Genomic DNA, 22,849 nt, shown 5'->3' on the forward strand with positions numbered 1-22,849 from the left:
CAGGGCCTTGGGTCACTTCACGGGTCGGTGCGACGAGCCGAGGGCGCGCCCCTTGGCGGGGGTCGCGGTCGGGGCGGTGGTCGCGGTGGAGGCCGGGGCGGTGGTCGCGGTGGGGGCCACGGCGGCGGTCGCGGTGGGCGCGGGCGTGGACCGGGTGGTGGCCGCGGCGGCGGTGGTGCTCCGCCCGGTGCCGCCGGAGTTCGGGGCCGCGAGGGGTTTGCTGCTCTTCGCCGTGTGTCCGGTGCCGGACGGGGCGTCGGCCGCGGTCGCCCCGGGCGTGGCCGAGTGCGTGGGACCGGCCTGCGGGACGAACGGAGAGCTGACGGTGGGGCCGCCGAGCAGGGTGCTGATCAGCAGGGCGACATAGCCGCCGGCGGGAATCACCAGCAGGCGCGCGGCACGGACGACACGGCGCTGGCGTCGCCCCGAGGCGTCGACGAACACCGGACGCGCGGCCTCGCCCGTGGGCGTCTGCGAGCCGGGTGTGTCGCAGGCCGGGGGCGGCGTGGTGAGGACGTCACCGTGCGGTGCGTCCTGCGCCGTCGGGTACATCCACTGCGCAGGCTGTGCCGCGTCCCAGTCCCAGGGCTGCGGCGCGGTGTCGGTGGTGGCGCCCGCACCGTACTCGGGACCGTGGACGTGCGCGTACCCGGCGCCGCCGTACGGATCCTCGCCGTACCCCGCTCCGCTGTCCTGTGTCCACCGCACGAGTCGTGTCCCCTTGTCCTGGCCGCCGACCGACGCGGTCGCCCGCATGAACAGAGCGGACTCGGCCGAAAGTGTTACACCTGGGACCGGTGGGGCGAGCCGGTCGGAGAAGACGACGAGCCTCGCCTCATGCTCCGGCGGGCAGGCACTTCACCACCGCGTCACCGCAGGCGGCGGTCTGCGCGTAGAACGCCCTCAGCTCCTGGTGCGCCGCGGCGAAGGCGGCCCAGGCCTGGGGTTCCGCGGACGAGCCGCCGTAGCGCGGCAGCAGTTCCTCGCGGGCGACGCCCCACAACGTCTCGAAGTCGGCGGCGCTCAGGAACCCGGCCACCCGACGGGCCTGGGCCGCCGTCAGCACCAGCAGGCGCGGCTTGTGCCGGTCGCGGCGGAACACCGGCCGGCCACCGAGCACCACCTGGGCCTGGGGCCGGTCCCCGGCACACCGTGGAAGGGCACCGGCGTAGAGGCGCTCCTGGTCCAGGTAGCGCTCGTCCAGCACCTCCTCGCGGCGCCGGTCACCCGGGTGCCGGACGGCCCCGCCGCCGTCCTCGAACTGTCGTTCCAGCCAGGTCGCGCTGTTGCGCAGGGCCGGGGGCGGCACCGCGCGCAGACGGAGATAGGCACTCATGCCCAATGGAGCGCACGGCGGCGGTGGGGCATCACGCGGTCGTGACCGTCGGGGCGGCCGGAACCCGTGCAGTGGGCGGGTTCCCGGCCGCCCCGTCCCTCGCCGTGCCGCCCACGGGGGGAGTCATCGGCGGCACGGAAGGGGTCCTGCGGCACCGGTGTCCGGCAGGCACGCGTCTGCGGCCCGCGGTACCGGCACTGGGTCAGCGCACCGCCGGCGCGAAACGTCACCTGGAGGGCGGGCGCCGCTCCCGCACGGGTTCACTCGCGCGGCAGGGCTCGGGCGGCGGCGTGGGAAAGGGCCGCCGGTGCGTTGTGACACTTCTGTGACGGCAGACGCTGAGCAGATGGGGGCCGTCGATGCGACCGGAGCGCGGCGGACGGCACGGACTCGCTATGGACCCGGTGCGAACGAGGACAGTCTTGGGCCAGGTACGGCAACCCCGGCGCGTACGCACGTACGACGGGGAATTGGGGGCTGCGGTCGCGCGGGCCCAGGACGGGGACGAGGCCGCCTTCGCGGTGGCCTACCGGATCGTGCAACCGGGCCTGCTCGGCTATCTGCACGGGCTGGTCGGCGACGACGCGGAGGACGTGGCCTCCGACGCCTGGCTGGAGATAGCCCGCGACCTCGGACGCTTCAAGGGGGACGGGGCCGGGTTCCGCGGCTGGACCGCGACCATCGCCCGCCACCGTGCCCTGGACCACCTGCGCCGCCAGCGCACCCGCCCCCGGGCCGGCGGTACCGAACAGGACGTACTGCACCTGCCCGCACCGCAGAACACCCACGACCAGGCCTTGGAGTCCCTCTCCACCGAGCAGGCCCTGGAACTGGTCCGGTCACTGCCCCGGGACCAGGCGGAGGCCGTGCTCCTGCGCGTCGTCGTGGGCCTGGACGGACCCGCTGCCGCACGTGTCCTCGGCAAGCGGCCGGGAGCCGTGCGCACGGCCGCCCACCGGGGTCTCAAACGCCTGGCCCGCCAGCTGGGTGTCGGCGGCGAGGCGGACGCGGGTGTGACGGATGGGACTTCCCGAACGCTGGGGGAGTGGAAATGAACGACGCGGGCGGCGCAAGGCGGCCGGATGGCGCCGGGCACGGCACCTCGACGCATCAAAACGGTCGGACAGGAACGGAAGCGGACATGGGTGAACGGCTGAGCGGCGACGGAGCACCGGTCCGTCACCGGCAGGTGCACCCCGGTGGCACCGCGTCCGGTCCGTCGGGCGCACAGGACGCCGCCGGGCTGGAGACGGTGCTGGGTGCCGCCCTGCGCACGGACCTCCTCGATCCCGAAGCCGAGCAGCGAGCCCTGGCCGCCTACCGGACCGCGGGCCACCACGCGGGCGCCCACCGGGCGCGCACCCGGCGCCGGGACGACTGGCGGCCGCGCGAGGAGCGGCGGGTCCGGCGCCCGGTCCGGATGACGCTCGGCGTGGTGTTCGCCAGCCTCACTCTGGGCGGCGTCGCGGTCGCGGCCATCGGCTCCGCCGGATCGTCCGGCCACGGCTCGGATTCCGGTGCGAATACCGCGCACCGGCCGACGACCGCGTCGGGCCGGACGGGCGCCGGCTCGCCGTCGGCCTCCGACGGGGCCCCAGGGGCGACCGGCCGCCCCTCCACCGCCCGGGACACCGAGGCCCACTGCCGCGCCTACGAACAGGTCAGCGGGCGGGGCAAGGCGCTCGGCGCGACAGCCTGGCAGCGGCTCGTCGCCGCCGCCGGGGGCAAGGACAAGGTCGCCGCCTACTGCTCCGCACAGCTGGCGCGGGCCACGGCCGGGCCGAAGGCGCCGGCGGGCACCGACGATCCCGGCAAGCACGCCGCGAGCCCCGGCAATGGCACGGCCGGGAACACCGGCACACCCGGCGCAGGAACCTCCGGGGGCGCCGACTCCGGCAGCACGCACTCCACGGCCGGGAGCGGCGGGACGAGCGGCGGGAGCGGTCGGACGGGCACCGACGGAAAGAGCGGCGGCAAGCACCGGTAGGCCCGCGCCCGCGGCGCGGCCCCGCACGGCGAGCGGGGCCACACACCCCCGCGCGCTACCTGTTCGGCGCACGACGTCACACCTGAGCTGCGTCTGGAATGCCGCTCATGGGGGCTGTCGGTACGTTCATCACAGATCGGTCGCCCGGCCGACGTCCGCCGAGACAGAGGGAACTGACATGCCCCCGCGTACTTTCGCCGTGGTCGGCGCCGGAGCAGGCGCGACCGTCCTCGCAGCCGCCGGCCTCACCTACGCCCTGACCGCCCAAGCGGCCCCGGCGTCCCCGTCCGCCCACCGGGCGGCCCAGCCGGCCCATCGCGCCGCGGCCCCACACGCGCAACCGGCGGCCAAGCGCGTGCATCCGGCGGCCGAACCCGTGCGGCAGCCCGCTCCCGCCACGGCTCCCCGGGACGGCATGGGCCCGGGCGGGCGGAACGAGGGGCACGACGGCGGCGGACGCGCCCACCGGGAGGACGGGCGGATCTTCTTCAACGAACGCTCCTACCCCGCCTCCGTCGACGGCTGCATCACCGCGGCGAGCGGCGCGGGCGCCGGCAGCTTCAGCGTCTTCAACGACAGCCGGCGGACCGTCGAGGTCTTCCGGGGCTTCTCCTGCGACAACGGTGCTCCGGTCACCGTCGTCGGTCCCCACGGCCGTACCTACGGCGTGGTGACCCCAACGGACCACGGGGGCGAGTTCGGCGAGTTCGGCGAGAACGGCGTGTTCGCCCGCGCGGGCCTGTTCGGTGACGACGGCGTGGTGGGCAGCTTCAGCGTGGTCGGCGGCCACGACGAGTGGTGACGGCGCGCAGGCCGGGCGCAGGCCCAGCGCGGTCGTCGGGCGTCAGTCCCGGCCGAGGTCGGGCTGGATCTCGACCGTGAAGGCCGCGTCCTCGGGTCCGGTGCCCTCCGCGTCCTCCCAGACGATCACACGCACGTGCTTCTGGACCGCTCCGCGACGGTCCCACTCGGACACCAGGTCGGTGACGACCAGGGCGGCGACGTACTCGGCGTCCTCGCCCGGATCGTCGGTGGTGACGGTCCCCCGCCACCGCTCCGGAGCGTCGCCGTACGGACGCCAGCCCTCGGAGCCGTGCGGCTCGTCCACCCGGTACACCCAGTCCGTCCCGGTGTTCATGACCCGATCCTGTCACTTCCCGGCGAGGCCCCGGTGACCCGCCGGCCCCCGCCCGGCCTCGGGCGGCATGACGTCAGGAGGCATGGCCGAGCCCGCTCGCGTGGATGACGTGCCCGTGACGGTGTCGCCGGTGGCTGTCGGGCTCGCGATGGAGCGCGACGAGCGCCGCGTCGTCGTCGAGGCGCCCGCGGGTGTGGGCGAGCAGATCGCGCTGGATGTGCTGGAGCAGCGACTCGGGGCCGGCCTTGTCCCACTGGCAGGCCCGCACCTCGAAGGGATAGAAGCCGCCCTCGGGATCGCGGGCCTCGATGACGCCGTCCGTGTAGAGCAACAGGGTGTCGCCGGGCTCGAAGGACGCCACGTCGATGGTGTACGCCTCCGGTCCCTCCTCCGTGACGCCCAGGGGTGGCGCCGGACTCAGGCCGGGGACGGTCAGGGCGTTGCCGGGGCTGAGCAGCAGCGGGGGCGGGTGTCCGCAGCTGATCATCCGGACGGTGTTGTCGTCGTCGGGGATTTCCAGCAGCAGGGTGGTGGCGAAGCGCTCGCCGGCCTCGGTGGGCGGCTCGAAGTCGGCCAGGTACCGGGTCACGCTCTGCTCCAGGGTGGCGGCCAGATCGGGCAGGGTGGCATGCCGGTGGGCCGCCTCGCGGAAGGCCCCGAGCAGCAGGGCGGACTCCCCGATGGCGGACAGGCCCTTGCCCCGCACGTCCCCGATCATGAGGCGCACGCCCCCCGGGACGCGGGTGGCCGCGTACAGGTCGCCGCCGATCTGCGCCTCGTCCTCCGCGGCCATGTACAGACAGGCGATCCGCAGCGAGCCCATCCGCTCCGGCAGCGGCCACAGCAGCCCGTGCTGCGCGGCCTCCGCGACCGAGCGCACCTGGGCCAGCTGACGTGTGTGCCGCTCACGCACCAGGCAGAAGAACACGACCAGGGCCGACAGCACGGCCAGGGCCAGGATCTGGACCAGCACGTTGCGCGAGAACAGCACGCCGAAGTGCCACCCGATGTACGCCTGCGCCGCCACCGACAGGAACCCGATCAGGGCGGTCGGCCGAGGGCCCGCGAACGACGCGGTGATCGCGGGCGCGATCACCAGGAGCGGGCCGAGATGGATGTCCGCGGGGACCAGTTGGTCCACCGCCGTGATGACCACGATGAGCACGATCGGGATCAGCAGCAGCGGGTGGCTGGACTGCCGCAGCTGCCGCACATCGGGCAAGCCATGTCCGGCCTTCACATGTTCCACAGTGCCACCACCCGGGATGGCTGACGACCGGGTCGGTTTTTGACGCAACCATGACGCCCGGGGCCGCATCCTTTCGCTCACCGCCGGTGTCCTTCCCCGTGTCCCTGCCGTTGCGAGGAATGGAGTGCCATGGAAGGCACCGTGGTGGCGGTCGTCGTGGTGGCGCTGTCGGCGCTGCTCGTGCTGAAGAGCGGTATGCGCGTGGTCAACCAGGTGGAGCGCGGGGTCGTGTTCCGGTGGGGCAAGGCCCTGCCGGAGCACCGGCAGCCCGGCGTCACCTTCCTCATCCCCTTCGCCGACCGCATGCGCAAGGTGAACGTGCAGGTCGTGACCATGCCGGTGCCCACCCAGGAGGGCATCACCAGGGACAACGTCTCGGTGAAGGTCGACGCGGTCGTCTACTTCCGGGTGACCGACCCGGTGCGCGCGGCCATCGAGGTCCAGGACTACGTCTTCGCCGTCGGGCAGGTCGCCCAGTCCTCGCTGCGGTCGATCATCGGCAAGAGCGATCTGGACGACCTGCTCAGCGACCGGGAGCGCCTGCACGAAGGGCTGGCTCTGATGATCGACAGCCCCGCCGCCGGATGGGGCATCCACATCGACCGCGTCGAGATCAAGGACGTCCAGCTGCCCGAGTCGCTGAAGCGGTCCATGTCCCGGCAGGCCGAGGCCGAGCGGGAGCGGAGGGCCCGGGTCATCACCGCCGACGGTGAGTTCCAGGCCGCACAACAGCTCGCCAACGCCTCCAGGATCATGTCCGACACCCCGGAGGCCATGCAGCTGCGGCTGCTGCAGACCGTCGTCGAGGTCGCCGCCGAGAAGAACTCGACCCTCGTGATGCCCTTCCCCGTCGAGCTGCTGCGCTACTTCGACCGTGCCGTGCGGAAGATCGACGCCGACCTCAGCGCGCCTGAGCCGGCTCCCCCGGCTCCGGGTCCGGCTCAGCAGACACCGGCCGCGGCCGAGCAGGCGCAGCCCCCGCTTCCGGTGCGGGAGAACGCCGACCCGCGATAGCCAGCGCCGGCGTCACGCACACCGAGCCCGCCGCCATCACCGTCATCCCGGCGGCGGGCGAGGTGAGCTGGGCCACCGCACCGGCCAGCGCGGCGCTCACGCCCTGCATGGTCAGCCTGCCGGAGGAGTGCAGCCCGAGGGTCTGCCCGGCGAGGTCGCCCGGGGTCAGGTCCATCAGGCGCTCCTGCTGGACCGGGCTCGCGCCGAAGCCCGCCGAGGCGACCGTCACGCACACCGCCGCCACCGGCAGCGGCGGGTGCGCGCATCTGCCCGAGCGGGCGGCCGTCCTGCTGGAGTGGGTGTGGGAGACGGCCGTACGGCCGTCCTGGGAGCGGCGCCGACGGGTGCTGGAGGCGGACGTGGTCGCGCGGTCCGCGCAGGTGAGCCGGGGCGGCTGGGTGACGGTCCTGGACGCCCTGCGGCCCGGGCGCACCCGCTGGCTGGGCGAGAACCGGCTCCAGATCAACCTCCATGCGTACCCGACCCGCGAGATCTCCGGCGCCGAGCTGGTCTTCGTGCCGGTGACCGTGCAGCGGGCGGGGTGGGTGGCCTGGGAGGAGGGGGTCCGGTACGCGGCGGTCTACCCGTGCGCCGGGGCGCTCGCCGACGCCGGTGTCCGCACCGTCCCCTCCGCCCTCGGCGCCCTTCTCGGGCCGGCCCGCGCCGACGTCCTGACCCTCCTCGCCTCCCCCATGAGGCACGACCCAGCTGACGGCGGTGACGGGACAGGCGCTGGGTTCGGTGGGCCGCCATCTGAGGGTCCTGCGGGAGGCGGGGCTGGTGGAGCGGCGGAGGGCGGGGCGGTCGGTGCTGCACGCGAGGACGGCGGCGGGGACGTGCTGGCGGAGGCACCGGGACGGGTGCGGGCCGGGGCGGGGGCCCAGGGGGCGTCCAGGGCCTGTCTGGCAATTCCCGTCTGCCGCGCTTCGGGCAGCGACGCGAATTGTCGGACAGGCCCTAGGCTCCCACCCATGACCAACGTGCTGAATGTCGAGATCGGTGCCCTCACCGGTGGATCCGCGGACCTGGGGCAATACGCCGGCAAGGCGGTCCTCGTCGTCAACGTCGCCTCCAAGTGCGGCCTCACCCCCCAGTACACGGGCCTGGAGAAGCTCCAGGAACGGTACGGCGACCGCGGTTTCACCGTGCTCGGCGTGCCCTGCAACCAGTTCCTCGGGCAGGAGCCCGGCACCGCCGAGGAGATCGCGGAGTTCTGCTCGGCGACGTACGGCGTGACCTTCCCGCTCACCGAGAAGGTCGAGGTGAACGGCGCCGGCCGGCACCCGCTGTACCGGCGCCTGGTGGACTTCGCCGACGCGGAGGGCCACAGCGGTGACATCCGCTGGAACTTCGAGAAGTTCCTCATCGGCCGGGACGGCACGGTCGTCGCCCGCTTCTCTCCCCGGACCGAGCCGGAGTCGGACGTGGTCGTGGCGGCCATCGAGGCCCAGCTGGCCTAGGGCCTGAGGCCGGGGGGAGCGCACCTGTCACCGGGCGGGCAGAACTGCCCGGTGACGGAGGAGGGCAGGCGCGGCCGGCGAGCCGCTCACCATCGGCGCGGTCCCCGCGCGGAGCCGGGCGAACACTTCGGCGATCCGGACCGGGCCGCCAGGAGTGACCGACCGAGCCCCCTCGGCAAGGACGGCGACTGGTCGAGAGGGCTCTTCTGGTGGTGCGTGTGAAGTTGTCCTCGTCGGGAGGTCTTCCGGGACGAAGGTCAGGGAGGACCTCCCTAGGCCTTGACCGAGGCCACGAAGGCGGTCCACGCGTCGGCGGGGAAGGCCAGGACCGGCCCCTCGACGACCTTGGAGTCACGGACGGCGAGTTCGGCGTCGGTGGGCGACTTCACCTCGACGCAGGCGCCGTTGCCCGCGGAATAGGAGGACTTCATCCACGTCTCCGTAGCGCCCTGAATCAGTGCCATGTCCACTCCTGTTGCGAGTTGCGATAGTGCGGTTCACGCCAACCTTGTCGTCCGATTGGCGTGATCGACGCTACCGGGCAACCGCCCTTGCCGGAGTAGTCGTTCACTCAACTGGATGGCATATTCCAGAGGAGTCTTACGTTCAAGCGGATCGACGGTGTATGATCCGGCGCCCTCGGTGACAGCAGCTCATTGGGCGTAGTCTTTGGCCACCTTTGCAATGAACTGCCGGGATTGCTCCACATTGAGGGACTGCGCCCGCAAGTGCTCGTACATCACGGCGTACTTCTGCACGTCCTGGGCCTTCTCCAGGTACAGGTCGCTGGTGACGCCCTCCAGGTACACCACGCTGGAGTCGGCCGCGTCGGCGAACTCCAGGATCGCGTACTGGCCGTTCAGTCCCGGATGCGCGCCCACCTCGAACGGCAGCACCTGCACGGTGACGTGCGGCAGCTGGGACATCTCGATCAGATGGTCCAGCTGTTCACGCATCACCAGCTTGCTGCCCACGACCCGCTTGAGCGCGGCCTCGTCGAGCACCACCCAGAGCCGGAGCGGGTTGGTCTCGGCGGTGATACGTTCCTGTCGGCGCATGCGCACCTGCACGCGCTTCTCGATCTCGGCCGTGGACGTCTCCGGCAGTGCGCCCTGCACCAGGGCCTCCGCATAGGCGCGGGTCTGCAGCAGACCGGTCACCAGTTGGGGTTCGTACACCCGCAGCGACTCGGCGTCGGTCTCCAGACCGATGTAGACGCTGTACGGGATGTCCCCGAAGGTGTGCCACCACCCCTGCTGCCTGGAGTCCCGGGCCATCTCCATCAGCGAATCCACGATTCGCTGGTCCTCGACCTCGTACACCCCGCACAGGTCGCGCACATCGCGCTGACTGATGCTTCTGCGGCCGTTCTCCAATCGGCTGATCTTGGACTGCGACACGAGCAGTCGCTCGGCCACTTCCTCGGCCGTCATGCCCTTGAGCTCGCGGAGCCTGCGCAGCTCCTGGCCCAGCCGGCGCCGCCTGACGGTGGGATTGACATTGGACGCCACGGGACGTGCACCTCCGGCTGCCTGCCTGTTCCTTAACACTTTCCGTATCTGCTGCTGAGCAGACTGCCACCAAGGTGCTTTCTACCGCTGGGAAATGGTGGATATGCGGCGCGTACGCGTCAGTTCGCCACGGCTCGTCATCCGACGGGGTGCCGTGGACGCAGCCGAGCGGGACGACGGGACCACGAGGATCCCGCCGCCCCGCTCTGACCAGCGGCTCCCGAACCGGGTCCGGACGCACCGGGGTTACGGCGCTCAGCCGGGGTCGCGGTTAGAACCGCGGTACGGCTCAGTGGGCCACGGCACGCGCCATGGATCCGCGGTGCGGCTGCATCGGAACCCCGCGCGCGGGTTCCGCCGCGGACCGGGCGCCGGGCGCGCCCTGCCGTCCGGCGGCGGCCGCTCCCCGGCGCGGCTGCGCGACCGCGCCGTTCTGCACGTCCATCACGGCGTGCGCGACGAGACCACCCATGGGGTCGTGCCGGATCAGATCCCGCAGCCGGGACCTGGACGACCGGCCCTCGTTCCCTGGATACAGGTGCTTGCCGAGCCCGACGGCGTGCGCCAGCGCGGCGAGCGCCGCGGTCCTCGGGTCCGGCGGTACGCCGGTGCGGATCGCGGAGTCCAGCCGGGCCCTGATCTCGCGGCTGATCTCGTTGTCCGTCGCCTGGTAGCGCGTCGTCGGCAGCACCCCGCACATCTGGCCGGCCACGGCATGCACCATGCCGCACCGCTCCAGGTGCGAGAGGTACGTCTGACGGAGCCCCAGCCGGGGCCCACCGATCCAGTGGACGGCGCGTACCGGAGCGCCACGCCTTCGCAGCAACTCCAACGCGCAGTCCAGAGTCGGATCTCCTGTCGGCCGTGGCACCACCACGGCGATACGATCCCCGTCTGGGGCTATCCGTCCGGCCAGCGCCAGCTCCACTAGCTGTGCACCGGCCAGACCGAGGTCGAGCGACTGCGGCTGCGCAGTGGTACCCGTGGCCGGGTCCAGTGCCAGCAGCAGAAGCTCCTCCGGAAGTGTTCTGCGGCTCCTGCCCATCCATGCCTCCCCGCGTGGATGAATGACAGGGTGACCCCTCTCACATTGGTCTGTCGAGGGTGCGTGACCGCTTCGTGAGGGAACCGGTAGGTATGTCGTTCTCGTCTAGCGCAGGGGTTAAGCCCTCACACAGGACACTGGTACACGGTTCGGACAGGGCGCGCGCGTAGGCGTGCGGCGCATGGAGGAGGCATCGGTGGCGGGCGAGTCCCCCGAGAGGTCGAAGCAGCGCGAGTCGTCGGCGGAACCGACGCCGGGGAGCGCGGCTCCGGTTCCCGAGTCACGGGATCCGCGTCTCGCGGTCGCCCGGGAAAAGGATTCCGCCCCGAGCGGGGTGGACACCGCGACGAGGGTCCTGTCGATCCCCGACACCGGCTCCCGGCCCTCGGACCCCTCCCCGGAGGACACCGCCCTCCGCAAGGCGGTCTCGTCCTGGGTACGCAAGGCCAACTCCACGTCCACGGCGGAGGATGAGCCGGCGGCGGACACGGCTCCCGGGGCGAAGGCGGGCGCCGGCTCGGCCGCTGACGCGGACGAGAAGGCGGACGCGCGGGCGGACTCCGGGACCGACGCAAGGGCCGGAGCCGAGGGAGGGGCCGACACCGCCGAGGCCGGCGCGAAGTCCGAGACGGCCACTGACGCGGACGAGAAGGTGCACGTGAGCGCGAAGGCTCCGGCACGGGATGCCGCTGACGCAGGCACGGACGCCGAGACCGACGATGACGGCAAAACCGGCGCGCAGGCCGGAGCCGGACGTGACGGCGCCGAGGCGGAGGCGGACCGTGCTGCCACGGCTGACGCCGACGCCGTGGCCGGGACCGAGGCTGCCGCCGTTGTCGCCTCGGGCGCGGGCGCCGAAGGTGAGGCGGAGGCTGACGCGAACGGCTCCGCCGGAGCCGACGTGAGGACCGAACCGACGGCCGAGCCGAAGGCCGACGCGACGGCCGACACGAAGGACGGCGCGAAGACCGAGCCGAAGGACGGCGCGCGGGGCGAGCCGGACGGACGGGGCGAGCCCGCGTCGAAGACGCGGCAGAAGGCCGAACCGACGGGTGAGGCGAACGACGAGGCGAAGACCGGGCCGAAGGCCGAGACCGAGGCTCAGGGCGAGCCCGAGGCGGAGGGTGGCGCGAGCGACACGGCGAAAGCCGGCTCCGAGGCGCAGGTCGAGCCCCGGGCGGAGGCACAGTCCGAGCACCGCGTGAACGACGGGGCCACCGCGCAGGCCGGCCCCGAGGCGAACGCTGACGCCAAGGCAAGGGCCGAGGCCTCCGGGGACGGGGCAGGGCCGGAGGCCGTCGACGGCGAGGACGCCCCGCAGGGGCCACCCGCAGCCGACGACGAGAGCGGGAACGCCTCGGACGCCGAGGGCGAAGCCGGGGCGGACGCGGACGGCACCCCCGTCGATCAGCCCACCGCCGTCTTCAAGGCCGTCAAGCCCAAGCAGCCGCAGGTCGACCGGCCCACCACCATGCTCAAGCTCGGGGCGAAGCCCAGGACCCCCGAGTCCGAATCCGAGCGCACCAGCAAGTTCGTCGCGCTCAGGAACGACATGGCCGCCAAGCCGGAGGCCAGGCCGGACACCACCACCCCCGTCCCCCAGGTCGGTCCCGAGCGCACCACCCAGCAGCCCCTCCCCCCGAAGCCCCCGCTGGACCTCCTGGCGGAGCTGACGAACACGCCCCCGCCCCCGGAGACGGCGCTGCGCACGCTCGTGCGCCGGGTCAAGATCTGGACCCCGCTGGTCCTGCTCCTCGCGATCGTCTTCGTGGTCGCGCAGACCCTCCGCCCGCTCCCCGACCCCACCCTCGACCTCGCCGCGAAGGACACCTACACCTTCGCCGGCGGCAAGGTCGCCGTCCCGTGGCCGGCCAGCGGTCAGGCCGCGCTGGACGTCCAGGGCATCGGCACGTTCGGCTCGTCCGGCGCCCGGAAACCCGTGCCGATCGCCAGCGTGGCCAAGGTGATGACCGCGTACATCGTCCTGCACGACCACCCGCTCAAGAGCGGCGCCGACGGCCCCAAGATCAAGATCGACAAGCCGGCCGAGCAGCAGTCGAACGCGGGCCAGGAGTCCACAGTCCACGTCACCGCCGGTGACTCGATCTCCCAGCGCGAGGCGCTGGAGAGCATCCTCATCGCGTCCGCGAACAACATCGCCCGCCTGCTCGCCCGCTGGGACGCCGGCTCGGAGCAGGCGTTCGTGGCGAAGATGAACGCCACCGCCAAGAGCCTCGGCATGACGAACACGACGTACACCGACCCCTCGGGCCTGACGAACTCCACGGTCAGCACGGCCGTGGACCAGGTGAAGCTGGCCGAGGCCGCGATGACCGAGCCCGCCTTCCGCGAGGTCGCGGCGATGATGTCGTACACCGACTACAAGGGCGTGTACCACTCCAACTGGAACCAACTGGTCGGCCACAACAACGTCGTCGGCATCAAGACCGGCACCACCACCTCCGCCCTCGGCAACCTGGTCTTCGCGGCGAAGCAGCAGGTCGGCGGCGAGACCCGCACGATCATCGGCGCGGTGCTGCGCCAGCCGGCCGGGGGCCCGGAGAACACGATCCTCAGCGCCGCCCTCGCCCACAGCGACCAGCTGATCCGGGCCGCGCAGGGCGCCCTGAGGTCGGTGACGATCCTGAAGAAGGGCGACGTCGTCGGATACGTCGACGACGGCCTCGGCGGCCGTACCCCGGTCGTGACGACGAAGGACGTCACGGCGGCCGGCTGGGCGGGGCTGACGGTGAAGCTGTCCTTCACCGCCGACAAGCTGCCGCACACCGCGAAGGCCGGCACCGAGGTCGGCTCGCTCACCGTGGGTGACGGTTCGGCCGGTGCCGTCAAGGTGCCGGTGGCCCTGCAGAAGGACCTGGCGGAGCCCGGCTTCGGCGCCAAGCTGACCCGCCTGGGCTGAGTCCGCGCCCCGGACCCGCCCGCACGTCACCGGCACGCCCCGCGCTCGAGTGAGCCGACGGGGCGCGCCGATGACAAAGGCGACCCGGAGGCGAGCCGCGCCATAAGAATGCACGCGTGCTAGCGTCACGAAACGGGGCAGGTCGCCGGTCGCGGGACACGGCCGCGAACTGGACGGTAAGCGGCCGGGAACACCGTGGGACACGGCCGAGAACAGAAGACGGGACACGGGGAGTGCCTTCAGGTGGCCACAGCGGAGCCGACACACGCCGACGACGCCGATCCGGGCCCGGGATCCGGCCCGCGAATACGCCTGTCCGCGACTGACCGGGAGGGTCGCACCGACCACCCGGACAGCCCTGCCGGCGATCGCGCCGCCGTGCGCCCGAACGGCCTCGCGCGTCTCCTCACCGCCGCCGAACCCCTCAGACAGCGGCTGCTGAAGCACCCGGCGCTGTCCGTGACGGCCCTCGCCGGGATCCTGCACATCGTCTGGTTCTTCACGTTCGCGAACAGCGGTGGCGATCTCGCGGCACAGGACGCCTGGGCGGAGTTCGTCGGCCGGCACCCGGACTCGGCGTACAACCTCGCCTGGTACGGCGGCATGCACCCGGTGTCCTACAGCGTGGTGTCGCCGTACCTCATGGCGATCCTCGGCGTCCGTACGACGATGATGATCGCCGGGACCGTGTCGGCGGGCCTGCTGACCATGATCCTCATCCGTAGCCGGGCGGTGCGGAACCCGCTGTGGGCCTCGCTCGCCGGGGTGGTCGCGCTACTGTGCAACGCGATCTCGGGCCGGGTGACCTTCGGCCTCGGCACGATGTTCGCGCTCGGCGCCGTCGCGGCCGTCTTCTGCTGGCCGCACAAGTGGCGCTACAAGCGCTGGGCGAAGGCCGCGGTGGCCGCCCCGCTGGCCGGTCTGTCCACCATGGCCTCGCCCGTCTCGGGGCTGTTCGTCGGCCTGGTCGCGGTCGCGCTGTTCCTGCAGAAGCGGCGGCCGGGCGCCTGGGCGCTGGGAATCGCGCCGACGGCGGTGGTCGCGGCCTCGTACTTCCTCTTCCCGTTCTCCGGGACCCAGCCGATGACGATCGGCTCGGTGGTCATGCCGCTGCTGTACGGGCTGCTGTGCCTTTTCCTCGTGCCCAAGGAGTGGGTGACGGCCCGGCTGACGGCCGCGGTGTACAGCCTGGGCGTGGTCCTCGTGTGGCTGATCAGCTCGCAGATCGGGTCGAACATCTCCCGGCTGCCGATGCTGTTCGCGGGTGCGGCGCTGGTGGCCGCGCTGCCGTTCACCGTGCCGAAGTCACGCAAGTGGTACACGACCGTACTGGCGCTGCTCGGCTTCGCCGGCTGGATCGGCTACAAGTCGGTGGACGACATCATCCACACGACCCCGGCCGCGTCCTGGGCCCGGGAGCTGGCCCCCCTGGTGCACCAGCTGCAGAAGGCCGGCGCCGAGAAGGGCCGCGTCGAGGTGGTCCCGGCGCGCTCGCACCGGGAGGCGTCCGCGCTCGCGCCGTACGTCAACCTGGCGCGCGGCTGGAACCGGCAGGCCGACATGGAGCGCAACCCGCTCTTCTACGACGACACCCTCAACTCGGCGAACTACCACGAGTGGCTGCGGCGCTGGGCCGTGCACTTCGTCGTGCTGCCGAAGGACAACCCGGACGGTGACGGCGGCCAGCGGGAGCGGGAACTTCTCCAGCGGGGGATGCCCTATCTGCGGCAGGTCTGGGGCGATGCCAACTGGCAGCTGTTCCGGGTGACCGATCCGACGCCGCTCGCCGAGCCGGACGCGGTGGTGGACCGCGCGGAGCAGGGCGAGATGACGCTCCAGGTGCGCAAGGCCGGGCGGATCCTGATCAGGATCCCGTACTCGCCGTGGCTGAGCATCGTCGACGAGCACGGCAAGAGCCTGAAGCCGCCGCAGGTGATCTCCCCTCCCGGCACGCCGAAGAAGTACCGGAACGTCAACGGGTGCCTGACGGAGACGCCGCAGGACGCGAACGGCGACAAGTGGACGATGCTGCTCGCCCCGCGGGCCGGCACGTACCGGCTGGCCGCGCCCTACCAGCTGCCGCGCGGTACGCCGTGCCCCGACCAGCTCAAGTAGAGCCGCGCAGTTCGGCGACGTAGGCGTCCGTGCCGGGGATCGTCGGGATGAACGGCGCCACCAGCTCGACCCGGCCGAGACCCGAAGCGGAGACGTCCGTGTCCAGGCCGGTGAAGTGGTCCGCCCAGCACTGCCGTGGGTCCCGCTCCAGGAACCACAGCAGGGTCAGCCGGGTGTCCACGCCCTCGACCTGCCTGACGTAGCTCATCCGGTCGCCGGGCAGCGGGGTGGGCCGGAAGACCGTCACCAGCGCGGACGGAGAGCCCGCGAGGCGGCGGGGCAGGTGCCGGACGCGCAGCCGTTCCACCAGCTCCGCCCGCTGCTGCGCCGACTCGCTGTCGATCACCTCCAGCACCAGCCCGGCGTACGGGTGGTCGAGGGCGTGGAAGTCCCTCGGACCGGCCGCGCCGTCCCGGTACACCGTCGTCTCATGGTGCTGGAAGGCCGTGAAGACGTGGGTACGGTCGTGGTAGACGCGGGCGTCGCGGCCCAGCCGCTTGTTGATGGCGACGGTCCACTTCATGTGCTCGTCGTAGCGACCGTCGGTGATCCAGTAGGTGGAGAGGTAGCAGCCGGCCGTGACGGGCCGGGCGACGGCGGACTTCTCGGGGTAGCGCAGCAGTTGCAGCTCGCGGGTGGCGACCCAGCGGCGGCCCGCGTACATCCAGGGCATGGCCATCGCGCCGGCGTAGTAGTGGTCGTCCTCGTACCAGCGGTTGTAGGCGTACTCGTGGCCGGGGTGCGGCTCGACCATGGTGATCAGGGCGTGGCCGGGGCGGACGCCGTACGGTCCCACGGCGGCCAGTTCGGCGTACGTCCCGCTGCGGGTGTCCTCGCTCATGCGGTTCCCCTTTCCTGCCCCGGCCCCTACTCTGACGCACCGTCAGGTAGTCCGCCAGAGCCCGGGAGGACCCATGTCACTGCTCACCGGCAAGACCGTCGTCGTCTCGGGGGTCGGCGCCGGGCTCGGTCACCGGATCGCCGCGGCCGTCGTACGGGAGGGCGGGAACGCGGTGCTCGGGGCGCGCACCGGGGCGAACCTCGCCAAGAGCGCGGCCGAGATCGACCCGGAGGGTGCGCGCACGGCGATCCGGGCGACGGACATCACCGACGAGGACCGGTGCGCCGCGCTGGCGGAGCTGGCGCGGGAACGGTTCGGCGGGATCGACGCCGTGGTCCATGTCGCGGCCTCGGACTCCTTCTTCGGCGGGCTCCAGGACGCGGACTTCGCGAGCTGGCGGTCGGTCGTCGAGGTGAACCTGCTGGGCACCCTGCGGATGACGCGCGCCTGCCTGCCGGCACTGAAGGAGGGCGGGGGCGGGTCCGTGGTCTTCATCGGGACGCAGTCGGCCCTCGCCGCGCCCTCGCAGGTGCGGCAGGCCGCGTACGCCGCGTCGAAGGGCGCGCTGACCAGTGCGATGTACTCCCTGGCGCGGGAGCTGGGGCCGTACCGGATCCGGGTCAACACCGTGGTGCCCGGCTGGATGTGGGGGCCGCCGGTCCAGGCGTACGTCGGGCTCGCCGCGCGGACGGAAGGGCTGCCGGAGGCGGAGGTACTGGGCAGACTGACGGAGCGGATGGCGCTGCCGGAACTGGCGACGGACGGGGACGTGGCGGACGCTGCGGTGTTCCTGTGCTCCGACCGGGCGCGGGCCATCACCGGGCAGTCCCTGCTGGTCAACGCCGGGGAGCTGATGCGCTGACGCCGCTCCGGCCCCACGGCGGCGCTGACCAGCTGGGCCGCGGGACTGCCGGCGTTCTGGCTGGTGAACTGTCCCGTCGACTGGAACGTCCCGGGCGGGGTGCCGCTCCAGTACCAGGTGTCCGTGCCGCTGGCGGTGTCCCTGGTCCTGTACATCGTCATCGGGTACCTGAAGCCGGAGGAGACGCCGCAGCGGCTCGCCGTCATCGAGAAGGTCAACACGGACGGGGACGCGGTGGCGGCGGTGCCGGTGCCCGCGGGAACGGGGGACGACGTGGTGGGGGCGCCGTAGGGTCCTGCCCCCTCAGGCCCGCGGATACCTGGCCAGCCACCCCGGCGACGACCCCGCCGGACCGTGCAGCGCCGGGCCCTGCGTCATCTCCATCGCGAAGTCGTCGGCGAGTTCCAGCACCGTCGGACGGCCCTCCAGCTCGGCCACCCAGGCCGGGGGGAGGGCCGTCTCGCCGTGCAGGGCGCCGAGAAGGCCGCCGGTGAGCGCGCCCGCCGCCGCCGAAGGACCGCTCTGGTTCACCGCGAGGCACAGCCCGTGCCGCACGTCCTCGCCCACCAGCGCGCAGTACACCGCCGCCGCGAGCAGCCCGTCCGCCGTGCCGTCGCCGGCCAGCTCCTCCACCCGTGTGGGGCTCGGGATCCCCTGCCGTACCGCCCCGAGGGCATGCTGCAGGGCGTCCGAGACGGGCTGGTGGCCGGGTCGGGCGGCGAGCAGGGCCAGGGCCCGCTGCACGGCGCCGTCCAGGCTCTCGCCCCGGGCCAGCGCATGCACGATCACGGCGTAGGCGCCCGCCGACAGAAAGGCGAGGGGGTGCCCGTGGCTCTGCGCCGCGCACTCCACCGCCAGCTGCGCGACGAGCTGCGGCTCCCAGCCGACCAGCAACCCGAAGGGAGCGGACCGGGCCACCGCCTCCGGGCCCAGCTCACCGGGGTTCTTCGGGGACTCCGGCGTGCCCATGGTGTCGTCACCGAACCCGATGAGCAGGGCCCGGGTCGGATCGCGGCGGGCGTACAGCCACTCCTCCCGCGCGAGCCAGCCGTCGTCCTTGCGGCGCTCGTCCGGCCCCCAGTCCCGCTGGGTGGCCGCCCAGCGCCGGTACGCCCGGTGCAGATCGGTCGGCGGATGCCAGGCACCGGTGTCCCGCCGTACCTGGGCCCTTATCAGCCCGTCCACGGTGAACAGGGTGAGCTGGGTGTGGTGGGTGACCGTGCCCCGGCGCCCCTGCCCGAAGGCGAGGTCGAGCAACCCTTCGGGCCCGTACGTGGCCCGGATCTCCTCCAGGGACAGCGGGTCGGCGGGCCCGCCGAGCGCGTCGCCCACGGCGCCCCCCAGCAGGGTGCCGCGCACCCTGCTGCGGAAGTCCTGCTGCTCGGCTCGGCCCCAGACGGCGCCGGACGTCGCACTCATCCAGACCTCCCCACGGCACCGTCCGCGCGTACGCTCAGCACTGTAATCGACGGGGAACGGCCCGTTCACGGGGGCAAACCACCCCCGAGTGGTCATTCCCGGCCGGCTACGAGCGCTTCCACCCCGTCGGCGATCCGGTCGAGGCCGAACTCCAGCGGGTCGGTGCCGTCCGGCTCGAACGCCCCCTCGGCCACGGCCCTGGTGAGAGCCGGGAAGCGGTCGGCGTGCCGGACGAGCACGTCACCGGCGAGCCGGTCCCACTGCCGCTCCTCCTCCTCGTCGCGGTCGCCGTGCTGCTGGGCGAGGTTGCGGACGAGCCCGACGACGAGGAGGAACACCTTGTGCCGCTCGGCGGCGGTCAGCGGGGTGGGCTCCAGGACGGCGAGCACGGCGTCCAGCCACTGGAGCTGGTTCGGGCCCATCAGCTGACGGCGCATGGGGACGGCCGCGAGGAGCCACGGGTGCGCCGCGTAGACCCGCCACAGCCGACGGGCCCACTCCCGCAGGCCGCTCCGCCAGTCCCCCTTCGCGACCTCCGCCGGATCCGGCCCCTCGGCCAGCACCGACTCCACCATCAGCTCGACGAGCTCCGCCTTCCCGGGCACGTACCGGTACAACGCCATGGCCGAGACGCCGAAGCCGGCCGCGACCTTGCTCATGGAGACGGCGTCCAGCCCCTCCCTGTCGGCCAGTTCGGCGGCGGCCGCGGCGATGCGCTGCGGGGTCAGTTTCGGCTTGGGCCCGCGGGTGGGCCTGCCCTGCTCGCCCCACAGCAGCGCGAGGATCGCCCGCGGGTCGGGCCGCTGCGCCTCCCTGCCCTGTCCGGCGTTCTGTCCGGCCACGAGGTCCCTTCCACTGGCTCCGAGGAAGCCCGTTGACTCCCCCGACAACTGTATATACCGTAAACCTGGCGCCACACAGCTGACGCCATAAACAGTTTAGGGGGAACGCCATGCTGTTGACCTACCGCGCCCTCAAGCGCCGTGCGAACGCCAGGAAGCTGGCGATCACCGCCCGGGACGGCATCGACGAGTCCTCGTACGTCCGCATCGGCGGCATCGACCAGTGGATCTCCGTCCGGGGCGAGGACCGTTCGAACCCCGTGATCCTGGAGATCCACGGCGGCCCCGGCGCCTCCAACCTGGTCTTCGTCCCGCGCACCCGCGCCTGGGAGCGGCACTTCACGATCGTCCGCTGGGACATGCGGGGCGCCGGGAAGACCTTCGCGGCGGGCGGCCCCGAGGGCCGGGGCGAGCTGACCCTCGACCGCCTCTACGCGGACGCCCTGGAGGTCACGGACCACATCCGCACCCGCCTGGACGTGGCCAAGGTGCTGCTCCTGGCCAACAGCTTCGGCACGGTCATCGGCCTCCGCCTGGCCCGCAACCACCCCGAGCGGTACTCGGCGTACGTCGGCACCGACCAGAACATCGTCGGCGGCGGCCGGGACACCTCCGGCTACGACGCGCTGCTGGCGCGGCTGGAGAAGGCGGGCAGGAAGAAGCAGTTCGCGAAGATGGCGGCCCTGGGCCCGGACCGCTCAGCCTGGTCCTCGCACGAGTGGGCCGAGTACGCGAAGACGGTGGTCACGACCGACCCCCTCACCTACGACACGATGAAGACGGTCGTGATCCGCTCCCTGTGGTTCTCGCCTCTCCACAGCCTGCGCGACCTGCGCGCGTACCTGAAGGCCCAGACGTTCTCGGAGGTCCTGGGCCCCCAGGCGATGACGATCGACGAATACGCCGAGGGCACCGACTTCCGCCTCCCCTTCTTCGTCTTCCAGGGCGAGAGCGACGTCCTCACCCCACCGGAGGCGGCCCGTCGCTTCCACGCCGAAGTCACCGCCCCCGTGAAGGACTTCGCCCTCATCCCCGAGGCCTCCCACTTCGCGTCCTTCCGCCGGCCCGACCGGTTCCTGGACCTGCTGCTGAACAGGGTGCGGCCGGTGGTGACGGGGGAGGCGGTCAGCCGTCCCACGTGACGTCGCGGCCATGGACGCACCCGTACCGTGGCAGGGCAAGGGAACCGACGAAGCCACGTCCGCCGAGCCTGGCGGACTCCCGGAGCCCGCCCTCCCGACCGACAGGCCGTCCGACCTTGACGGCGTCGTGCCCGAGAGCGGCCAGTCCGGCCATGAGACGCTCCGCCTCGGCACTGCTCCGGGTGGCAACCCTCCCGTGACGTACTCGGCACTCGGGTGGCGCTCCAACTCCCGCAGGTGCGCCGACCGCTCCGGGTGCCGCTCGACGGCAGCGGAGACGGCCCACGAGTGGACGCAGGCCCGCAACGGCGCGAGGCCCTGGGTCTGCTGCGCGTTCGTCGTCGCCACGGACAAGGACAGGGACGGTGCACGACTCGCCGTCGCCCAGCCCGCCTGGACGGAGTTCCCGGGTTTCGCCGCTCACTCCGCGTGGCGTGCCTGGACGGCGTCCCGGGCCGCCTCCGCAGTCGACAGCCGGGGCGCGACGCGGGCTCGGTCCGCTCCGGGCGCGGACAGCAGCTCGGTAAGTACGTCGGCCAGCAGTGCCAGGTCGCGCCTGGTCTGCTCCTCGGCCAGGATCTCGTCGAGTGCCGAGTCCGCCAAGCCCCACTCACCGAGGGCGCAGCCCAGGACGCAGCGGACGAAGGGGGTGTCGTCGGCGTGCAGCAGACGTCCGACCTCGTGCCACAGGGGAGCGGCCGGCCGCACGCCGTGGGAACCGCTGACGGCCAGGGCGAGATCGAACGTGCCGGTGGACGGGTCCTGCGCGCGCATCGACGGCCGTGCCTGCGCCATCCGCCAGCCCCTCCCGCGGTCCGCACTCCCATTCTGGCGCAATGCCCACGCGATAACCGGGCCCGCGGCGGGGGAGAATCTCGCCATGACCACCAACCCCCCACGTCACACCGGCCTCAGGCTGGCCGCCGGTGTGCTCACCGGCATACTCGCCCTTTACACCGCCCTGGTCGCGCTCGGGAACATCACCGACTTCGGGACCAACCAGCAGTTCGTACGGCATGTGCTGGCGATGGACACGACGTTCAGGGACCATGATCTGATGGGGCGCGCCATCACGAGTACCGGGCTCCAGGACACCGCTTATGTCGCGATCATCGTGTGGGAGACCGTGGCGGCCCTCGTGCTGATCGGCGGGACCGCGCTCTGGGCGTGGCGCAAGGACGACCTCGCCCGGCGCCTGTCCACCTACGGGCTGCTGATGCTGTTGCTGCTCTTCGGCGCCGGGTTCATCGCGATCGGCGGTGAGTGGTTCGCGATGTGGCAGTCGAAGACCTGGAACGGGCTGGACGCGGCGACCCGGGTGTTCCTGCTCAGTGGAGTGGCGTTGATCGTGAACCTGCTGCCCGCACGGCAGACCGACGCTACTTGACGACCGTCACTGTCGTGTTCGTGTCGCCGAAGGCCCACAGGGCGGCGCCGTCTTCCTTGTGGAGGCGGATGCCGCCCAGCTTCTGACCGTTCGCCGGAGGCGGCGAGGAGCCGTCAAGGGCGTTGGAGAAACCTACCGTCACGCCGTCGGCCTGGGCGAAGTACAGGATGTGCTCGACCTCGACGCCGTCCGAGCCCTTGAGGGACTGCCTGCGCGCGATGACCGAGTACCGCCCCGGCTGCGGGCTCACCGTGCCCGGCCACACGACGAACGTACGGGTCGCCCTGCCCGTCGCGTCGACCAGCCACACCCGCTTCCCGGACAGGGAGTACACGATCCGGCGACCCGTGCCGGAAGCGTCCGGCAGGGCGGGTGCGGCCGGCGTCTTCGGCGCCGCGGGGCCGTGAGCGCCCGCCGACGCCGACGGGCTCGGCCTGGCGACGGCGGCGGCGATCGGACGCGGCCCGTGGTCCGCCTGTACGGCGAGCGCGACCACGACCGCGGTCGCTCCCGCCGTCAGGCCGGTGACCCAGGCCCATGAGGGCAGTCGGGCAGCCACGGGACGCTTCTCCTGACGCTAG

At 72.5% G+C, this 22,849-nt stretch carries 22 protein-coding genes and 3 pseudogenes; 12 read left to right on the forward strand and 13 right to left on the reverse strand.

The window, feature by feature from the left end:
- Positions 1-12: 12 nt before the first annotated feature.
- Together AC5WRT_RS01255 and AC5WRT_RS01260 are read right to left on the reverse strand one after the other, a co-directional pair.
- Positions 13-756 (reverse strand): hypothetical protein, encoded by a 744-nt coding sequence (locus tag AC5WRT_RS01255; RefSeq protein ID WP_496091755.1) that lies wholly within the window; start codon positions 754-756, stop codon positions 13-15.
- Between the two features lie 79 nt (positions 757-835).
- Positions 836-1,336, reverse strand: coding sequence for a DUF1877 domain-containing protein (locus AC5WRT_RS01260; RefSeq protein ID WP_496091756.1), 501 nt, complete (start codon positions 1,334-1,336; stop codon positions 836-838).
- Positions 1,337-1,758: 422 nt separating this feature from the next.
- Here AC5WRT_RS01260 and AC5WRT_RS01265 point away from each other — a divergent pair, with 422 nt between their 5' ends.
- The 3 genes from AC5WRT_RS01265 (at position 1,759) to AC5WRT_RS01275 (ending at position 4,125) form a co-directional block, all read left to right on the forward strand.
- Complete coding sequence (locus tag AC5WRT_RS01265; RefSeq protein WP_496091757.1) at positions 1,759-2,391, forward strand: RNA polymerase sigma factor; 633 nt, start codon at positions 1,759-1,761, stop codon at positions 2,389-2,391.
- Positions 2,392-2,477: 86 nt separating this feature from the next.
- Positions 2,478-3,323, forward strand: coding sequence for a hypothetical protein (locus AC5WRT_RS01270; RefSeq protein ID WP_496091758.1), 846 nt, complete (start codon positions 2,478-2,480; stop codon positions 3,321-3,323).
- Positions 3,324-3,501: 178 nt separating this feature from the next.
- Entirely contained in the window at positions 3,502-4,125 is a 624-nt protein-coding gene (locus AC5WRT_RS01275; protein ID WP_496091759.1) for a hypothetical protein, read from the forward strand.
- 42 nt (positions 4,126-4,167) lie between these two features.
- On the opposite strand, the gene AC5WRT_RS01280 is transcribed toward AC5WRT_RS01275, so the two are convergent.
- Positions 4,168-4,461 (reverse strand): hypothetical protein, encoded by a 294-nt coding sequence (locus tag AC5WRT_RS01280; RefSeq protein WP_496091760.1) that lies wholly within the window; start codon positions 4,459-4,461, stop codon positions 4,168-4,170.
- 73 nt (positions 4,462-4,534) lie between these two features.
- Positions 4,535-5,701: a SpoIIE family protein phosphatase gene (locus tag AC5WRT_RS01285; protein WP_496092001.1), complete on the reverse strand. Its 1,167-nt coding sequence runs from the start codon at positions 5,699-5,701 to the stop codon at positions 4,535-4,537.
- Between the two features lie 138 nt (positions 5,702-5,839).
- Here AC5WRT_RS01285 and AC5WRT_RS01290 point away from each other — a divergent pair, with 138 nt between their 5' ends.
- Positions 5,840-6,724, forward strand: coding sequence for a slipin family protein (locus tag AC5WRT_RS01290; protein WP_496091761.1), 885 nt, complete (start codon positions 5,840-5,842; stop codon positions 6,722-6,724).
- Here AC5WRT_RS01290 and AC5WRT_RS01295 read toward each other — a convergent pair.
- Positions 6,612-6,980, reverse strand: a pseudogene (locus AC5WRT_RS01295) (MFS transporter); the annotation flags it as partial. The gene AC5WRT_RS01290 and the pseudogene AC5WRT_RS01295 overlap by 113 nt on opposite strands.
- Positions 6,981-6,990: 10 nt before the next feature.
- Between AC5WRT_RS01295 and AC5WRT_RS01300 the strand changes: the two are divergent.
- Both AC5WRT_RS01300 and AC5WRT_RS01305 read left to right on the forward strand, forming a co-directional pair.
- A pseudogene (locus AC5WRT_RS01300) lies at positions 6,991-7,603 on the forward strand (ArsR/SmtB family transcription factor); the annotation flags it as partial.
- 92 nt (positions 7,604-7,695) lie between these two features.
- Positions 7,696-8,184 (forward strand): glutathione peroxidase, encoded by a 489-nt coding sequence (locus tag AC5WRT_RS01305; RefSeq protein WP_496091762.1) that lies wholly within the window; start codon positions 7,696-7,698, stop codon positions 8,182-8,184.
- A gap of 272 nt (positions 8,185-8,456) precedes the next feature.
- Here AC5WRT_RS01305 and AC5WRT_RS01310 read toward each other — a convergent pair whose 3' ends face one another.
- The 3 genes from AC5WRT_RS01310 to AC5WRT_RS01320 form a co-directional block, all read right to left on the reverse strand.
- On the reverse strand, positions 8,457-8,648 hold the full coding sequence (locus tag AC5WRT_RS01310) for a DUF397 domain-containing protein (protein WP_496091763.1): 192 nt from the start codon (positions 8,646-8,648) through the stop codon (positions 8,457-8,459).
- A gap of 189 nt (positions 8,649-8,837) precedes the next feature.
- On the reverse strand, positions 8,838-9,695 hold the full coding sequence (locus AC5WRT_RS01315; RefSeq protein ID WP_496091764.1) for a helix-turn-helix domain-containing protein: 858 nt from the start codon (positions 9,693-9,695) through the stop codon (positions 8,838-8,840).
- Positions 9,696-9,984: 289 nt separating this feature from the next.
- Positions 9,985-10,740, reverse strand: a complete 756-nt coding sequence (locus tag AC5WRT_RS01320) for a GOLPH3/VPS74 family protein (protein ID WP_496091765.1) — start codon at positions 10,738-10,740, stop codon at positions 9,985-9,987.
- Positions 10,741-10,921: 181 nt separating this feature from the next.
- Between AC5WRT_RS01320 and AC5WRT_RS01325 the strand changes: the two genes are divergently transcribed.
- Together AC5WRT_RS01325 and AC5WRT_RS01330 are read left to right on the forward strand one after the other, a co-directional pair.
- Entirely contained in the window at positions 10,922-13,660 is a 2,739-nt protein-coding gene (locus AC5WRT_RS01325; RefSeq protein ID WP_496091766.1) for a D-alanyl-D-alanine carboxypeptidase, read from the forward strand.
- Between the two features lie 243 nt (positions 13,661-13,903).
- Positions 13,904-15,775 carry a DUF8823 domain-containing protein gene (locus tag AC5WRT_RS01330; protein ID WP_496091767.1) on the forward strand — a complete coding sequence of 624 codons (1,872 nt, stop codon included), beginning with the start codon at positions 13,904-13,906 and terminating at the stop codon, positions 15,773-15,775.
- Here the strand turns inward: AC5WRT_RS01330 and AC5WRT_RS01335 are convergent.
- A complete protein-coding gene (locus AC5WRT_RS01335) occupies positions 15,768-16,616 on the reverse strand; it encodes a hypothetical protein (protein WP_496091768.1) in 849 nt (282 codons plus the stop codon). The two genes, AC5WRT_RS01330 and AC5WRT_RS01335, sit on opposite strands and share 8 nt — an antisense overlap.
- A 73-nt stretch (positions 16,617-16,689) precedes the next feature.
- Between AC5WRT_RS01335 and AC5WRT_RS01340 the strand changes: the two genes are divergently transcribed.
- Together AC5WRT_RS01340 and AC5WRT_RS01345 are read left to right on the forward strand one after the other, a co-directional pair.
- Positions 16,690-17,478, forward strand: a complete 789-nt coding sequence (locus AC5WRT_RS01340; RefSeq protein WP_496091769.1) for an SDR family oxidoreductase — start codon at positions 16,690-16,692, stop codon at positions 17,476-17,478.
- Positions 17,479-17,769: pseudogene (locus AC5WRT_RS01345) on the forward strand (Na+:solute symporter); the annotation flags it as partial.
- A 12-nt stretch (positions 17,770-17,781) separates the two neighbouring features.
- Here AC5WRT_RS01345 and AC5WRT_RS01350 read toward each other — a convergent pair.
- Both AC5WRT_RS01350 and AC5WRT_RS01355 read right to left on the reverse strand, forming a co-directional pair.
- Complete coding sequence (locus tag AC5WRT_RS01350) at positions 17,782-18,897, reverse strand: ADP-ribosylglycohydrolase family protein (protein WP_496091770.1); 1,116 nt, start codon at positions 18,895-18,897, stop codon at positions 17,782-17,784.
- A gap of 92 nt (positions 18,898-18,989) precedes the next feature.
- Positions 18,990-19,739 carry a TetR/AcrR family transcriptional regulator gene (locus tag AC5WRT_RS01355; protein WP_496091771.1) on the reverse strand — a complete coding sequence of 250 codons (750 nt, stop codon included), beginning with the start codon at positions 19,737-19,739 and terminating at the stop codon, positions 18,990-18,992.
- A gap of 110 nt (positions 19,740-19,849) precedes the next feature.
- Between AC5WRT_RS01355 and AC5WRT_RS01360 the strand changes: the two genes are divergently transcribed.
- Positions 19,850-20,881, forward strand: a complete 1,032-nt coding sequence (locus AC5WRT_RS01360; RefSeq protein ID WP_496091772.1) for an alpha/beta fold hydrolase — start codon at positions 19,850-19,852, stop codon at positions 20,879-20,881.
- A gap of 420 nt (positions 20,882-21,301) precedes the next feature.
- Here the strand turns inward: AC5WRT_RS01360 and AC5WRT_RS01365 are convergent, their stop codons facing one another.
- Positions 21,302-21,676 (reverse strand): hypothetical protein, encoded by a 375-nt coding sequence (locus tag AC5WRT_RS01365; RefSeq protein WP_496091773.1) that lies wholly within the window; start codon positions 21,674-21,676, stop codon positions 21,302-21,304.
- Positions 21,677-21,761: 85 nt separating this feature from the next.
- On the opposite strand from AC5WRT_RS01365, the gene AC5WRT_RS01370 reads away from it, so the two are divergent.
- Positions 21,762-22,268, forward strand: coding sequence for a DUF2165 domain-containing protein (locus tag AC5WRT_RS01370; protein WP_496091774.1), 507 nt, complete (start codon positions 21,762-21,764; stop codon positions 22,266-22,268).
- Here AC5WRT_RS01370 and AC5WRT_RS01375 read toward each other — a convergent pair.
- Positions 22,261-22,827, reverse strand: a complete 567-nt coding sequence (locus AC5WRT_RS01375; protein WP_496091775.1) for a hypothetical protein — start codon at positions 22,825-22,827, stop codon at positions 22,261-22,263. The two genes, AC5WRT_RS01370 and AC5WRT_RS01375, sit on opposite strands and share 8 nt — an antisense overlap.
- Positions 22,828-22,849: the final 22 nt, after the last annotated feature.

This window comes from Streptomyces sp. NTD91, assembly GCF_059510455.1.